The organism is Hespellia stercorisuis DSM 15480 (assembly GCF_900142165.1).
GTDB lineage: Bacteria > Bacillota > Clostridia > Lachnospirales > Lachnospiraceae > Hespellia > Hespellia stercorisuis.
The window spans coordinates 30246-44726 of the sequence record NZ_FQZY01000033.1; the positions used below are offsets into that span (position 1 = coordinate 30246).

12 protein-coding genes and 2 pseudogenes are annotated in these 14481 nt (G+C 46.4%); 11 read left to right on the forward strand and 3 right to left on the reverse strand.

The genetic code is table 11. The annotated features are described in order from the left end of the window. Positions 1–352: 352 nt before the first annotated feature. The 8 genes and pseudogenes from BUB85_RS11845 (at position 353) to BUB85_RS11880 (ending at position 9556) form a co-directional block, all read left to right on the forward strand. Positions 353–841, forward strand: a complete 489-nt coding sequence (locus BUB85_RS11845) for an HD domain-containing protein (RefSeq protein WP_073110717.1) — start codon at positions 353–355, stop codon at positions 839–841. Positions 842–1135: 294 nt separating this feature from the next. After that, positions 1136–2029: a 3-isopropylmalate dehydrogenase gene (locus BUB85_RS11850; RefSeq protein WP_073110719.1), complete on the forward strand. Its 894-nt coding sequence runs from the start codon at positions 1136–1138 to the stop codon at positions 2027–2029. Between the two features lie 184 nt (positions 2030–2213). Next, a pseudogene (locus BUB85_RS11855) lies at positions 2214–2438 on the forward strand (DUF1905 domain-containing protein); the annotation flags it as partial. Positions 2439–2661: 223 nt separating this feature from the next. Beyond that, positions 2662–3126 (forward strand): MarR family winged helix-turn-helix transcriptional regulator, encoded by a 465-nt coding sequence (locus tag BUB85_RS11860; protein ID WP_084534018.1) that lies wholly within the window; start codon positions 2662–2664, stop codon positions 3124–3126. Continuing rightward, positions 3119–4852, forward strand: coding sequence for an ABC transporter ATP-binding protein (locus BUB85_RS11865; protein WP_073110723.1), 1734 nt, complete (start codon positions 3119–3121; stop codon positions 4850–4852). Before BUB85_RS11860 ends, BUB85_RS11865 begins: the two co-directional genes overlap by 8 nt. Further along, positions 4845–6737 (forward strand): ABC transporter ATP-binding protein, encoded by a 1893-nt coding sequence (locus BUB85_RS11870; RefSeq protein WP_073110726.1) that lies wholly within the window; start codon positions 4845–4847, stop codon positions 6735–6737. The genes BUB85_RS11865 and BUB85_RS11870 overlap by 8 nt, the downstream gene beginning before the upstream one ends. An 82-nt stretch (positions 6738–6819) precedes the next feature. Further along, entirely contained in the window at positions 6820–7692 is an 873-nt protein-coding gene (locus BUB85_RS11875; protein ID WP_073110728.1) for an aldose 1-epimerase family protein, read from the forward strand. 163 nt (positions 7693–7855) lie between these two features. Continuing rightward, positions 7856–9556, forward strand: a complete 1701-nt coding sequence (locus BUB85_RS11880) for a S8 family peptidase (protein ID WP_073110746.1) — start codon at positions 7856–7858, stop codon at positions 9554–9556. A gap of 25 nt (positions 9557–9581) precedes the next feature. On the opposite strand, the gene BUB85_RS11885 is transcribed toward BUB85_RS11880, so the two are convergent. Then, the gene (locus tag BUB85_RS11885; RefSeq protein ID WP_073110731.1) at positions 9582–10619 is read right to left on the reverse strand and encodes an aromatic acid exporter family protein; all 1038 of its coding nucleotides are present in this window, start codon (positions 10617–10619) and stop codon (positions 9582–9584) included. A 156-nt stretch (positions 10620–10775) separates the two neighbouring features. Between BUB85_RS11885 and BUB85_RS11890 the strand changes: the two genes are divergently transcribed. Both BUB85_RS11890 and BUB85_RS11895 read left to right on the forward strand, forming a co-directional pair. Further along, the gene (locus tag BUB85_RS11890) at positions 10776–11411 is read left to right on the forward strand and encodes a zinc ribbon domain-containing protein (RefSeq protein ID WP_073110733.1); all 636 of its coding nucleotides are present in this window, start codon (positions 10776–10778) and stop codon (positions 11409–11411) included. A 24-nt stretch (positions 11412–11435) separates the two neighbouring features. Further along, positions 11436–11909 carry a signal peptidase II gene (locus BUB85_RS11895; protein WP_084534019.1) on the forward strand — a complete coding sequence of 158 codons (474 nt, stop codon included), beginning with the start codon at positions 11436–11438 and terminating at the stop codon, positions 11907–11909. A gap of 130 nt (positions 11910–12039) precedes the next feature. On the opposite strand, the gene BUB85_RS11900 is transcribed toward BUB85_RS11895, so the two are convergent. Continuing rightward, on the reverse strand, positions 12040–12819 hold the full coding sequence (locus tag BUB85_RS11900; protein ID WP_159434641.1) for a DUF975 family protein: 780 nt from the start codon (positions 12817–12819) through the stop codon (positions 12040–12042). A gap of 186 nt (positions 12820–13005) precedes the next feature. Next, entirely contained in the window at positions 13006–13809 is an 804-nt protein-coding gene (locus tag BUB85_RS11905) for an SDR family NAD(P)-dependent oxidoreductase (RefSeq protein ID WP_073110737.1), read from the reverse strand. Positions 13810–14297: 488 nt separating this feature from the next. On the opposite strand from BUB85_RS11905, the pseudogene BUB85_RS11915 reads away from it, so the two are divergent. Beyond that, a pseudogene (locus BUB85_RS11915) lies at positions 14298–14481 on the forward strand (IS110 family transposase); the annotation flags it as partial.

The window sequence follows — 14481 nt, forward strand, 5'->3', positions numbered from 1 at the left end:
ATATCAGCTTTTACAATAAAAGACAGGAGTGCTTTAGCACTGGATGAAACCGGCAGGGGAGACAGGAGGTCTTCCCCGCCGGTTTTTTGCCGGAGGAGAGTGCAAAAACGATGGAAATATGTTATGATAATCAATAAAGTAAAGCGGACATTCGCAATCCGCGCTGCTATTTGCTCATGAACATCCTGCAGTTACGCTGCCTTTCAGCAGGGGCTTTTAATCCCCTGCTGAAACAAGCATCCCCTTTACCCACCACTTAGTGCTCTACGCACTTGAAGTGGGGGAATGCTTACAGATGTTCAACCTGTAAATAAAGAGCAGAAATATCGCCAACAGAATAAGGAGGACGCTTATGCGAAAAGCAGAATTAACGAATAAAATGGTTCATTTCTATGGGAACAGCATTGGTGAAATCGGGCACTTCTTTAAAGTGCATGAGTTTGCGGCGCTGATCGGAAAACTGGAAGGACTCGATGAAAAGACACAGGAGACGCTGGAAATGGCTGCAATCGTGCATGATATTGCCTGCCCATTATGCAGAGAGAAATATGGCAACGCGAACGGGAATCACCAGGAGGCAGAAAGCGAGGCACTGTTGCGCCCATTTCTGGAGGAATTTGAACTGCCGGAGGATGTCAGAGAGAGAATTATTTTTCTGGTAACGCATCATCACACCGTTTCTAATATAGAGGGCATCGATTATCAGATATTGATAGAGGCTGACTTTCTGGTGAATGCCGCAGAAATGCAGATGGGAATTGAAAGCATCCGTAACTTCCGGAATAAAATTGTGAAGACGAATGCGGGGAAGGCGCTCTTTGACTCGATTTATCTGTCGTAGTGTTTCGGAAAATAAAATGCTCTTATCGGAAGGGGGGGATATCCTTTACAAGGTTAAAAATAAGACATAACACTCCATAGGTCAAAAATAAGTCATAAAACTTTGATTGACAAGAAACTGGAAGAATGCTATTGTAGGACTACAAATTCTAATCAGGGGACATTCGTCACCATAGAATTTCAGCAAATGAATACACATTTGCGAATCTTTAATTATTCAGGCTGAATCGGCCAGAGACTTCAAAACGATTGTTGCAATGAAATGAAAAAATCTTTATAATGAAAGGAGACGTGCATGAGCAAAAGCACAAAAGAAGTGATTCAATGGCATCCGGCGTTTTCCGCCTCGGTTCAGATTGAATTTGAGGATGAAAAAGAAAAACTTTCTTTCGAGTCGGAGCATCTGCTTGGGAAGAAGCCGATGCAGATTGATGAACTTGTTATCAAAGTCAAAGAGAAAGAAACTATCCATAAAAATATCGGGAGAATATTTCGAAGATATAACATTATTGAGTATAAGGATCCCGATGATTATCTAAGTGTCAATGATTTTTATAAGGTATATGGTTATACTTGTTTTTATCAGGCAGATACAGAAAAAGTAAGACAAATTGAACCGGACGAGCTTACGATTACGTTTATCTGCAATCATTTTCCAAGAGAAATGATAAAGCATCTTCAGGATTTTCGGAGACTGAGCGCTGTGAAGCAGGGAGCAGGAATATATTATCTGAAAGGTGATTCTTTTCCGATACAGCTCATCATTACAAAAGAACTGGACCCGAAGGAAAATCGATGGCTTCGAAGTCTGCGCAAGGATATTCATGATAAAGAAGAAATCGAAGAATTATTGCGCTGTTATGAGGGAAAGAAGAAATCGAAGCTATATCAGGTTGCAATGGATGTGATAACGAAAGCAAACTGGAAAGCAATGAAGGAGGCGAAAGCGGAAATGTGTGAAGCGTTAAAAGAACTGATGGCAGAAGAGTTTGAAGAGCTGTCCAGAGAAGTGACAGAACAGGTGACAGAGCAGGTAACAGATCAGGTGACGGTAAAGATGATTCAAAATGCTTTTGACAGCCTTGGTGATGCGAAGAAAGTAGCAGAGATATTAAAATTACCGATCGAGAGTGTTGAGAAGGCGATTGCGGAAATGAACACGAAACGGTATGAATTTGAACATCTGTAAGCATTCCCCCCACTTCAAGTCTGTAGAGTACTAAGTGGTGGGTAAGGGGGATGCTTGTTTCAGCAGGGGATTAAAAGCCCCTGCTGAAAGGCAGCGTAGCGGCAGGATGTTCATGAGCAAGTAGCAGAGCGGATTGCGAATGTCCGCTTTACGCATGTATTGAAGCTGTGCCGGAAAAGGTGGTGCGTATGTGCGTATGCCATTTGACATACGAAGAGAATTTGAAAAAGGGCGCGAAAAGGTTCAGGCATCCTTTGACGGTGAGCCATACACCGGCAGCATCGTGAACATGGGCATCAAAAATGAGGACGGTTTTATCTGCTACATTTTAGGCATTTGCAAGGATATCAGGGCGAAAATCGGAAAGAAGCCCGGTGAAATGGTGTCAGTGACGATCAGGGAGTTATGATAAATAGTAGGACTACCGCTTGACATTTCCGATCAGATTGCTATAATTACTAGGAGCCTAACTATTAGCCACCTAGTAACTAGCTGCCTAACAAAAGGCGGTCTGGAGAGCCAGGGCAAGATAATTAGAGAAAAAGTGATTGAATATCCATAAAAAACAGAACGGATAAAAATCCCCGTTCTGTTTTTTGTGCTGACAATGAGCTGAACAAGGAGGAACTGATTTGAACAATGAGAATATGCTTGGTTTTGTAATCAAAGATTTGTCGAACCAGGTGAGGCGGGCTGTCGACCGCAGCGTGTTCCAGAATTTGGACACCTGTGTGTCGGGAACCCAGGGACATCTGATTGGCTATCTATACAAACAGACCGTGTGCAATGGCCGTATGATCTGCCAGCGGGATATCGAGAAGGAATTTAATATCAAAAGCTCGTCCGTGACGGCACAGCTGCAGACTATGGAGAAGAATGGATTGATTGTCCGCGAAGCGGTGGAGGGGGACGCCAGATGTAAGCAGATTATTCTGACCGAGAAGGCAGTCAGGTGCCACAGCCAAATAGACCAGAAGATTGAGGCCTTCGAGAACCGAATGGCAGAAGGGCTGACGGAGGAAGAAAAGAATGCTTTTCTGGAAGTCGCAAAAAAGATTAAAAAAAACCTGGAGGAGGAAATAGACAGACATGCTTAAGACATTAATGGGTGAAGTAAAAGAATACAAAAGAGATTCCATCCTGTCGCCGATCTTTGTCATCATGGAAGTAATCATGGAGATTATTATCCCGATTTTGATGGCATCCATCATAGACAATGGGGTGGAAAAGAGCAATATCAGTCATGTGTGGACCATGGGCGCGCTGATGGTGGCAATTGCCATGATCTCCATGTTCTGCGGTGTCATGTCCGGAAAATATGCAGCCAGAGCAAGCTCTGGTTTTGCAAAAAATCTGAGAAAGGCCATGTATGAGAATATCCAGACCTTCTCATTTGCAAACATTGACAAGTACTCGACACCGGGACTGGTGACGCGTCTGACCACGGATGTGACCAATGTGCAGAACGCATACCAGATGATTATCCGCATGTGCGCGAGATCACCGTTCATGCTGATCTTTGCCATGACTATGACCTTTGTGGTGAACAGGAAACTTGCCATGATTTTTCTGGTGGCAACCATATTTCTGGCGATCGTGCTGGCACTCATTATTGCGCACACATTTCCGGTGTTTAGTATGGTATTCAAAAAATACGATGCTCTGAATGCCAGCGTGCAGGAAAATGTCAGCGCTATCCGTGTAGTGAAGGCCTATGTGCGCGAGGACTATGAGGTGAACAAATTTCATACGGCCAGCAACAATCTGTATAAGCTGTTCGTGCAGGCAGAAAAGCTCCTGACACTGAACATGCCGGTCATGCAGTTTACAGTCTACAGCTGCATTCTTCTGCTGTCCTGGCTGGGTGCCAAGATGATCGTGGCCGGGAGTCTGCAGACAGGAGAACTGGTCAGTCTGTTTGCCTACGTGATGAATGTGCTGGTCAGTCTGATGATGATGTCCATGGCATTTGTTATGATTGCCATGTCCAAGGCGTCTGCGGATCGTATCGCGGAGGTGATCAATGAGAAGGCGAGCCTCGTGAACGGAGAAAATCCGGTCTATGAAGTACCGGACGGGTCCATCTTGTTTGACCATGTGAACTTTGCTTATCAGAAAGACAGTGAGAACAAGGTGTTAAATGAGATCAACTGTGAGATTAAGGCTGGAGAGACCATTGGAATCATCGGTGGAACCGGAAGTGCCAAGACTTCCTTCGTGCAGCTGATTCCGAGACTGTACGATGTGACGGGCGGCTGCGTGAAAGTGGGTGGCATCGATGTGCGTGAATATGACATCGAGACCCTCCGTGACCAGGTGGCCATGGTGCTTCAGAATAATGTGCTGTTCTCTGGAACCATCAACGATAACATGCGGTGGGGAAAGAAGGATGCGACACAGGAGGAGATCATCCGCGCCTGTCGTCTGTCACAGGCAGACGAGTTCGTGCAGACTCTTCCGGATAAATATGAGACTTACATAGAACAGGGCGGAACCAACGTGTCGGGCGGACAAAAGCAGCGTCTCTGCATTGCCAGAGCACTGATAAAGAAGCCAAAGATCTTGATTCTCGATGATTCTACCAGCGCAGTGGATACCAGGACAGACAGTCTGATCCGTCAGGCATTTGCTACGGAGATACCGGACACCACGAAACTGATTATTGCCCAGCGGATCACATCGGTGCAGGATGCAGACCGCATTATTGTAATGAATGACGGTATGATTGATGCAATCGGTACCCATGAGGAACTTCTGACGGACAACATGATATACAGGGATGTGTATGAATCTCAGGTAAAGGGGGCGGCAGAGAATGAATAATCGTGAAAAGAATAATCGAGAGAAGAAAAATCCAGGCAAAACATTGAAGCGGCTGATGGCCTACATTATGAAGTACTATAAATTTCCATGCATCTGCGTGCTGATCCTGATTCTTATGAGTGCGCTGGCCAACGTGGTGGGGACCATGTTCATGAAGAGCCTGATTGACGTCTATATCACCCCATTTATCGGTGGAGAGAATGTAGATTTCGGGCCGCTTCTGAAGGCACTGATCACAATGGGGGCAGTGTACTATGTCGGTGCGCTCTCCACATGGGCATACAACCGAATCATGGTCAATGTGACCCAGGGCACGCTGAGAAATGTGCGAAATGAATTATTCGAGCACATGGAGACTCTGCCAATCAAGTTTTTTGACACCCATGCTCACGGCGATATCATGAGTGTTTACACCAATGATACCGACACTCTGCGTCAGATGATCAGTCAGAGCATGCCGCAGATGATCTCATCCGTGATTACTGTCGTCAGCGTATTTATTTCCATGCTCATTCTGAGTATTCCATTGACCATGATCACGCTGGTAGTTGTGGTACTCATGATTTTTACGACAAAGAGTGTAGGGGGCCGGAGCTCCACACACTTCATTGCGCAGCAGAGACAGCTCGGTGCGGTGAACGGATACATTGAGGAGATGATGCAGGGACAGAAGGTGGTAAAAGTATTCTGCCGGGAGGAAGAGTCCCTGAATGAATTTAACAGGAGAAACGACGCGCTGTTTGCCAGCGCAGACAATGCGAACAAATATGCAAATATTCTGATGCCGATCATGGCAAATCTTGGAAACTTAAGCTATGTGATCACGGCCATCGCCGGAGGGCTTCTGGCTATTTACGGTGTGGGCGGGTTTACGTTGGGAAGTCTGGCATCCTTTCTGCAGTTCAGCAAGAGCTTCAGTCAGCCCATTAGCCAGATGTCCATGCAGCTCAATGCAATCGTCATGGCACTGGCCGGAGCGGAGCGGATCTTCCGCCTTATGGATGAGGAATCCGAGGTGGACGACGGATACGTGGAGCTGGTCAATGCGGTGGCCGCGGACGACGGAACGATCACAGAATCCGAGAAACGGACCGGTGTCTGGGCGTGGAAACATTTTCATAAGGCTGACAACACGACGACTTACCAAAGACTGGAGGGAGATGTGGTGTTTGACCATGTGGACTTTGGTTACAACGATGAGAAGATTATTCTTCATGACATTCAGTTGTTTGCAAAGCCGGGAGAGAAGATTGCCTTTGTGGGGGCGACCGGAGCAGGAAAAACAACCATCACGAATCTGATCAACCGGTTCTATGATATCCAGGACGGCAAGATCCGCTACGATGGGATCAACATCAACAAGATCAAGAAGGCCGATCTGCGAAGATCACTCGGGATCGTGCTGCAGGATACCCATCTGTTTACAGGGACGGTCATGGAGAACATCCGGTTCGGTAAGCTGGACGCCACAGATGAAGAAGTCATGGCGGCATCAAAGCTTGCCAATGCTGATACCTTTGTCCGTCACCTGCCGGAAGGATACCAGACAGTGCTGACGGGGGACGGAGCCAACCTGTCACAGGGACAGCGTCAGCTTCTCGCCATCGCCAGAGCCGCAGTGGCGGATCCGCCGGTGCTGATACTGGATGAGGCAACCTCCAGCATTGATACCCGTACCGAGAAGGTGGTGCAGGATGGCATGGATAAGCTGATGGATAACCGGACAGTGTTTGTCATTGCCCACCGTCTGTCGACGATCAAGAACTCCAATGTTATCATGGTGCTGGATCACGGGAACATTATTGAGCGGGGTGACCATGACAGTCTGATCAAAGAACGTGGAATTTATTATCAGCTGTATACCGGAGCGCTGGAGCAGTCGTAAAGTATAAGAAGAACGTGCAGCTGTGCATTGCATATTTCGGATAAAATCTTTATAATGGAAGAAAAAGCTTAGGAGGAAAACGATGAGAAGAACGATTGAAAATGCGACACTACTCGTGGAAATAGCTGATGACGGAGCTGAACTGAGTCGTATCTATGATAAAGTGAATGACAGGGAAATTATCTGGAATGGAGATGCGGCGTACTGGGGACGACATGCGCCGGTGCTGTTCCCAAATGTGGGAAAGAACTTTGCGAATAAGTATATACATCAGGGAACAGAGTATGCGACAAAGCAGCATGGATTTGCGCGGGATACTGCATTTACCTGCGCGGCACAGACCGGATATTCGGTGACACATGAGATGAAATCAACAGAGGAGACCAGGAAGTATTTTCCGTTTGACTTTCTGTTGAGAATCACACATACATTAGAAGAAAACCGGCTGTCGGTATCCTGGAATATAGTCAACACAGGGAAAGAAGAGATGCATTTCACAATTGGAGGACACCCTGCATTCCAGTTTGAGAATATTGAAGATACAAAAGACTGGTATAAATTGAAATTTCCGGGTAAAGATGCGCTTGTGTATCGTCTGCTGGACACAGAAACGGGGACGGCGAGAGAGAAACTGTATGAGCTGAAGTTGGAGAAAGAAAGCTGTGCGCTGTCGGATGAGATGTTTGAGAAAGATGCATTGATCTTCGACGGAGGGCAGATCAGTGATGTGATACTGTGCAGAAAAGACGGCACGGCGCTGGTGGAGATGACCTGCCCGGGATTCCCGAATTTTGGAATCTGGTCTGTGCAGGGAGCACCGTTCGTGTGTCTGGAGCCATGGATGGGGCGGTGTGATGACTACGGATTCGCTGGAGAGATTTCCACCAAGCCTGGAATTATCTCATTGTTTGCGGGTGAAGTTTTTGAGAAAAGTTATACCATAAAGATCTGGTAGATCCACAAAAGGGACAGGTCAAAAGTGCAATTGGGGACGTAGCAAAACGATCGTTTTGCTACGTCCCCAATTGCACTTTTGACCTGTCCCTTTTGTGGATCCTGGAATTTGGAGTTCTATCCTGAGGAGTTTGGGCATATCATATAAAAAAATGCGGTTTTTTATGAGTGATATATGCAGAGAACGCATTCTTTCTGAGAATTTCCGGGACTTTATCGTGACGAAGACAAGGCCTCCAGTATTTCGTCAGCTTCCACCGGAACAGTTATGTGAACAGATGATGGACTGGGGGTACAGCAGTGCATATCTTGAAACGTCACTGGTGGAGCCGATGACGATCGAGCGGTTTTCTTACAATGCGATACCGAAGTGTTATGCACTTTTGGGAATTGAGGCCATGAACCAGGCGGGGATCACCAGCATACAGAATTATCCGACACTGCAGTTGAAAGGCGAAAAGGTACTGCTCGGATTTGTGGATACAGGAATTGATTACACCAATCCAGTATTTCGGAATCTGGACGGAACGACGAGAATTGCGGGAATCTGGGATCAGACGATCCAGTCGGGAACGACTCCGGATGGGATCGGATACGGGACGGAATATAGGGAGGATGCAATCAACGAGGCACTGCAGTCGGACGACCCGCTGTCAGTGGTGCCGTCAAGGGATGAGAATGGACATGGAACTTTTCTGACCAGCGTGGCGGCCGGTGGGGGAGATGCTGAGAATCAGTTTATCGGAGCCGCTCCGGAGGCGGATATAGCGGTAGTGAAGCTGAAAGAAGCAAAAACATATCTCAGACAATTTTATTATATTCAGGAAGGGGTTCCGTGCTTTCAGGAAAATGATGTCATGCTCGGGCTTCGCTATCTGAACCAACTGGCGAATGAATTGAATCTGCCGCTTGTCATGTGTGTCGCGCTGGGGAGCAACATGGGAGGTCATGATGGAACGTTGCCACTTCCCTCTGTCCTGGAGCAGTATGCACGGCAGGGAAACCGGGCGGTGGTGGTCGGGGGTGGAAATGAGGCGAATCAACGCCATCACTATGCAGGGATGGCACAGCAGACACTGGAGGATAAGGAGGTGGAGATCCGTGTGGGAGAAAATGTAGACGGATTTTCAATGGAGCTGTGGACCGACATTCCAAACATTTTTTCCGTAACGCTGATTTCTCCGAGTGGAGAGAGCACACGGAATATTCCGATCCGCGCAGGTGCGAGTACTGTGTTTCACTTTCTTCTTGAGAAGACGAACGTATACATTGATTATCGGCTGCTGGTGGAGCGCAGCAGCTCTGAACTCGTATTTTTCCGGTTCGATGAGCCGACGGCTGGAATCTGGCGTATCATTGTCACGCCGGTTCAAGTTGCGGAAGGCGCATTTCATGTATGGCTTCCGGTCACGGAATTTCTGTCCGGTGAAGTGTTTTTCCTCGAACCCAGTCCCAATGAGACACTGACAAATCCAGGAAACAGTCTGGCGCCCCTGACCGTCGCTTATTACAATGGAGTAAATCAGAGTATCGCCATCCGCTCAGGCAGAGGGTATACGAGAAAGAATCTGATCAAACCGGAGCTTGCCGCGCCGGGGGTCAATGTGCTGGGCGCAACACTGGATCAGCGCTTTGTCAGAAGGACTGGATCCAGCATCGCCACAGCCGTAAGTGCCGGTGCAATGGCTCTTTTAATGGAGTGGGTGGTGTATCAGAGAGGGGGATCGGGAATCGATTCTGTTCAGCTGAAGAGTCTGCTGATTCTGGGAGCTGACAGAAAAAGAAATCTGCCATATCCGAACAGAGAGTGGGGATATGGCACATTGAATCTTTATAACACATTTGAACAGTCGCGCAGATTCTGAGTATTCGGTTTCAGTCGAAAGAGGATTATTTCTGAACCGGATTCCAGTAGAGCTTCTTCTGCGTGTCTGTGACATTGAGGATAAAAAGATGCTTGAGCTGTATCACCTGATACAGTTCGTTCAGTACGTTGAACAGAAAAGCCTGAGAAGTAAATTCAGTGCGATTTCCGGGAAGGGGGCCTGAAAACATCTTCTGTTTTAGATCCTCATGAAGGTTCTCCCAGTCATCGCGCATGTGCTCTACGGGGATGGATCCAGAAAAATGTCTGATGAAATCCGCAACCTGTACAGAGGTAGCCGGCAATTCCTCAATACTGTTCAGATGATGATATATGTTGGTGAGGATGGTGCACTCACTCTCGCGCATTGTCATATATGAGATATAGTAGCGGGCGTAGGGACGCATCTTGTTATTGTAATACTTTATGGCACTGTCCTGACCTCGCTCCAACAGAAAATTCAATTCATCCAGCAGAGCCGGGACGGCGGTTAGATCCGAGTTCCCGTTCAGATAGTTGGAGTAGAGGACGAGGATGGAAGAAATCTTCAGTTCGATTTTATGAATCTCAACAGTATAACGCTTTTCATTGCCGGGGATGTAGGAATTGATGAAAATGGCAATGCACATACCGATTACAACCCGCAGTGTCTCATTCAGGATCAGGTGCATTGTGAAAGGCTCCTGCATGATGAAAAGGTGGGTTGCAATCACGATATTGACGGAGAGTGTGTCAGACCATCCAAGGAAGATGGAAATAATAACAATTCCGAAAACGACAAGCGCGAATGCTTCTATATCCATGGCAATAAAATCGTGTATGAGATATGCGATTCCGAGTGTGTATAGAAAAGAAATAATACGGCGGACCGCGGTGTGAAATGTCTCAAGCTTTGTACTCTGTACGGTGAGCAGAGTGACAATACCGGTTGATGCGGCAAAGTCGACCCCGATAAAATCTGCGAGCAGTATGGAAATAATAATTCCGACAGAAATGCGGACAGCCAGACCGAGATTGTCCTTCGTGAAATGCGTCTGAATCCACCGAATAAATGTAGTGTTCAAAATAGTACCTCCGTTTCTAGAAATATTATAAGGGAATTATGAAAAAAGAGCAACTCCTCCCTATTGTTCTTTGGGAAAATGTAGTATAATCAAAACAAACATAGTTGGCAGAAAGCTGATTAGAACCGAAGATAGAAACGAAAGGGGCAGCAGAATATGAAAGATTTTATGGAAGATTTAGGAAAAAAACTGGGTGAGACCGCGGAAAAAGTGACAACGAAGACAGGTGAGTATATCGAAGTGCAGAAAATCAAAAATCAGATTCGTGCGCTGGAGCGCAGCAACGACCGTGATTTTGCAGACATGGGCAAGATGGCCTATGACCGGTTTTGTGCAGGTGAGAAGGTAGGCGACGAGGCACAGGGCCTGTGCAGTGCAATCAAACAGCGTGAGGAGAAGATTGCGGAGCTGGAGGCCGATGCGGCCAATGCAAGAGGCGCTGTGGCATGTCCGACCTGTAAACGGAACGTAGAAAAAGGGATGCTCTATTGCCCGTACTGCGGTGTGAAGGTTCCAGTGGACGCGTGGAAGAGCGAGATGAAAGATAAGGCGAGAGAGGCGGCGGATAAAGCGGCTGACAAAGCGAAAGAGGCAGCGGATAAGGCGATGAGCAAGGCGGAGGATATTGCGGAGGAAATCAGAAACAAGGCCGGGAATATTTTCGAGGACGAAGACATTGTCGATGGCGAGGCAACGGAAACAACAGCGGCAGAAACACCGGGACAGAGCACAGCAGAGCCGGGCACAACAACAGAGGCCGGGACACAAACGGGAGCCGATGAAAAAGAATAAGCGATAAAGAACTGAGGAAATGATATGATGATTATAGTGTTGATGGGCATTACCTTTTTTCTGACGATTGCGGATATTGCGGTAAAGTTTTATATAGAGAGCAATGTGGCCCGCGGTGAGGAGCATTCCATGTTGGATGGCAGGGTGATTATCCGCAAGGTATATAACAAGGGGATGGCACTGAACAAATTTGATGATCATGCGGAGGAAGTGAAGATTGTTTCTGTATTTGCGACGGTGATCCTGACCATTTATCAGATGTTCTGGCTGATGCATAAAAAGCATTTCTTCCGAAAAGCAGGCCTCTCTCTCATGGCAGCAGGCGCGTGGAGTAACACATTTGACCGCTGGGTGAGAGGATATGTGGTGGATTATGTGGGATTTCGGACAAAATGGAAAAAGTTTACAGACATCACATTTAATATAGGGGATTTCTGTATCATTGGTGGATGCGTATTGTATATGCTGACCAAAATCTTTCAGCGCAAAAGAAAGTAGACTGTGATATACCACAAGGATGTATGAGAGATAAAGGAAAGATAGAGCAAAGATAAAGAAAGAGGGCATACAGAAAATCAAATTTCTGTATGCCCTCTTTGGGACAGGTATCCTGTGCAAATCTACAAACCTATTGATACATTGTGTTTCCTACCTGTGGAAAATATCCAGGAAGCTCTTCGGCAGTAGCGATTCCACGCTGCAGGGCATTCTCACGCAGTACGGCATAGAGACGTGTTCTGGTGGCGTCAATGTAAGGCTGAACATAGAAAAGTCCGACAATACCACAGGTGATACCAGACAAGATATACCATGGAATAAAGGAGAGGTCCAGCACAAAGGTATTCCATTTCTGCCCATTCATAGTCTGTCTGCTGATTTCAAATACTCTCTTTTGATCCAGGTGCGGATTCTCGGCGAGAATATATTCCATCATCCAGTAAGAGTAGCCCTTTACAATACCGGGAACAATGAGAAGCAGTGTCCACAGTGTAATGAAAAGATTTTTTAAAAACATGGTGAGAACGACATTTCCGTAACGATGCTCTTTGAAGCTGTAGCCGAGTCGGTTCAGCTGCCCCGGAGCAAACTGGTTCTCCAGATAAAATCTGCGCCCGCCGATATAAATCGGAGTGAACACGAAAATAGAAAGTATAATACCGATCAGCGCAACGACTGAAGCGACAGCCAGTATTGCAGTTGCGAAAATGGTTGATGAAGCATCGCCGGCCGTTGTGGCATCTGTCGTCGAAGAGATGGTTGTGTCATGGTCTTGGGCATACCTGCCGGCACTGCCGCCGGAACTGCTGACCATACATATGGACAAAATGAGAGATACCAGTACGCATAGCCAGTAATTGCGTTTGAAATCAACTTTCCCCTGTTCTTTTAGTTGTAATCTGTTCCACATAATTTTTATTCCTCCATAATGATATATTTTCAAGTTATTAAAAAAGTATAACATTTTTATAAAGACTTGTCACGCTTGAATAGAAACGCCCGAACATTTGTCTCTGACTGTGGAATAAAAAAAGGAACTGCCGTATGTGGCAACTCCTTTTTATGTGCATGGTCTTGAATGAAAAGAGAGCCAGCCCTATGGTCTCTGTCCGGAACCGCCCTGAAGTTCGAGCGTCTCGCCTGACATATACTTGAAGTCCGGCGTTGCAAGCTGTACGCATACGCGTCCAATATCATTTTCCGGATGACCGAAGCGTCCCATTGGGATGCCATGGATGTTCTTTTCATACGCTTCTGGCTGGTATTCTTTCCACTTCTCGAGCTGTGCGGTGTAAGCCAGTGGGCACACGACATTGATGTTGATGTTGTCCTTGCCCCATTCTGTAGCAGCAACACGCGTGAGTCCGCGGATTCCTTCTTTGGCAGCGGCATAAGAGCACTGACCGAAGTTGCCGAACAGTCCGGCACCGGAAGCAAAGTTGATTACGGAGCCCTGTGTCTCTTTGAGATATGGGTAGCACTCACGCATATAGAGAAATGCGGAATATAGACCAGAATAAATGGCAAGATCGAACTGCTCCATGGTGTGGTCTGCCAGAGTGACACCGGAAGCAGAAGCCTGTGCATTGTTGACCAGAACATCGATTTTTCCAAAGGTCTCGACCGCCTTTGCGATCACGGCTTTGGTGCTTGCCTCATTGTCGCCGCCTGCGCTGATGTCAGCCTGAACAGGAAGTACCCTCACTCCATAAAGACGCTCCAGTTCTTCTTTGGCATCTTCCAGCTTCTGGACATTTCTCCCGGTGAGAACAAGATTTGCGCCTTCTTTTGCGTAAGCGGTCGCGATGCCGTAGCCGATTGCACCGATGTCACCGGCTTTGGTCATTGCTTTTCCACCGCCGGTGATGATAGCGACTTTTCCTTCTAATAATTTTCCCATAATAATACCTCCTTCAAAAGATTAAATGTAGTAATAATATTGTAGCACACGGAAAGAAAAAGAACACTTTAATCTTTATTTTAACAAGCAGCAGGATGATTGTTGGCACTGTTTCACTATCATCCTCAGTCCATCGCTTAGTGCACGATACATTTGACGAGGGGGGGGACGCTTATCTGAAACTGCTGTGCGGAGATAAATTCCTGTTCGGGCCTGCTGCTCAGAAAAGCTGGCCTGGGGGCTTCGACAGTAAAAACTCAGAAACGGTCTTTCAAAATGAAGTATATGATGTTAGACTATTGGATAAGGATATCCGCAGATACTAATGAAAAGGTGCTGTCGATTGAGAATTTAGGAAAGTTATATTAGGAGCTTCCTGTATACTTTAAAGAGTAAAGGGAATTGACCAAAAAGAATACCTCAGGTAAATTTAGATTATTACTGACCGGGAAGTTGGTAAAAAATCTAAATCACGAGAGGTATCTAAGATGAATAGTAAAACAAGAAAGACAAAAAAGCAAGCAAGTGTAGTGAAATTCGAAATGAATGTTCTGTCAAAGGATGAAATCGCTAAGCGGATTAAATCTATTGAAGAAAATCTCAAAGCATCAACGTGGAGAGAATTGGAAATACAAGGTAAATTTGCTAAGAATGACAAACTCTCTTTCATCT

Excerpts from the sequence above, each read along its gene's own strand:
- BUB85_RS11845 (WP_073110717.1), top strand. The coding sequence starts at position 353 with ATGCGAAAAGCAGAATTAACGAATAAAATGGTTCATTTCTATGGGAAC.
- BUB85_RS11850 (WP_073110719.1), top strand. The coding sequence starts at position 1,136 with ATGAGCAAAAGCACAAAAGAAGTGATTCAATGGCATCCGGCGTTTTCC.
- BUB85_RS11865 (WP_073110723.1), top strand. The coding sequence starts at position 3,119 with ATGCTTAAGACATTAATGGGTGAAGTAAAAGAATACAAAAGAGATTCC.
- BUB85_RS11870 (WP_073110726.1), top strand. The coding sequence starts at position 4,845 with ATGAATAATCGTGAAAAGAATAATCGAGAGAAGAAAAATCCAGGCAAA.
- BUB85_RS11875 (WP_073110728.1), top strand. The coding sequence starts at position 6,820 with ATGAGAAGAACGATTGAAAATGCGACACTACTCGTGGAAATAGCTGAT.
- BUB85_RS11880 (WP_073110746.1), top strand. The coding sequence starts at position 7,856 with ATGAGTGATATATGCAGAGAACGCATTCTTTCTGAGAATTTCCGGGAC.
- BUB85_RS11890 (WP_073110733.1), top strand. The coding sequence starts at position 10,776 with ATGAAAGATTTTATGGAAGATTTAGGAAAAAAACTGGGTGAGACCGCG.
- BUB85_RS11895 (WP_084534019.1), top strand. The coding sequence starts at position 11,436 with ATGATGATTATAGTGTTGATGGGCATTACCTTTTTTCTGACGATTGCG.
- BUB85_RS11900 (WP_159434641.1), bottom strand. The coding sequence starts at position 12,819 with ATGTGGAACAGATTACAACTAAAAGAACAGGGGAAAGTTGATTTCAAA.
- BUB85_RS11905 (WP_073110737.1), bottom strand. The coding sequence starts at position 13,809 with ATGGGAAAATTATTAGAAGGAAAAGTCGCTATCATCACCGGCGGTGGA.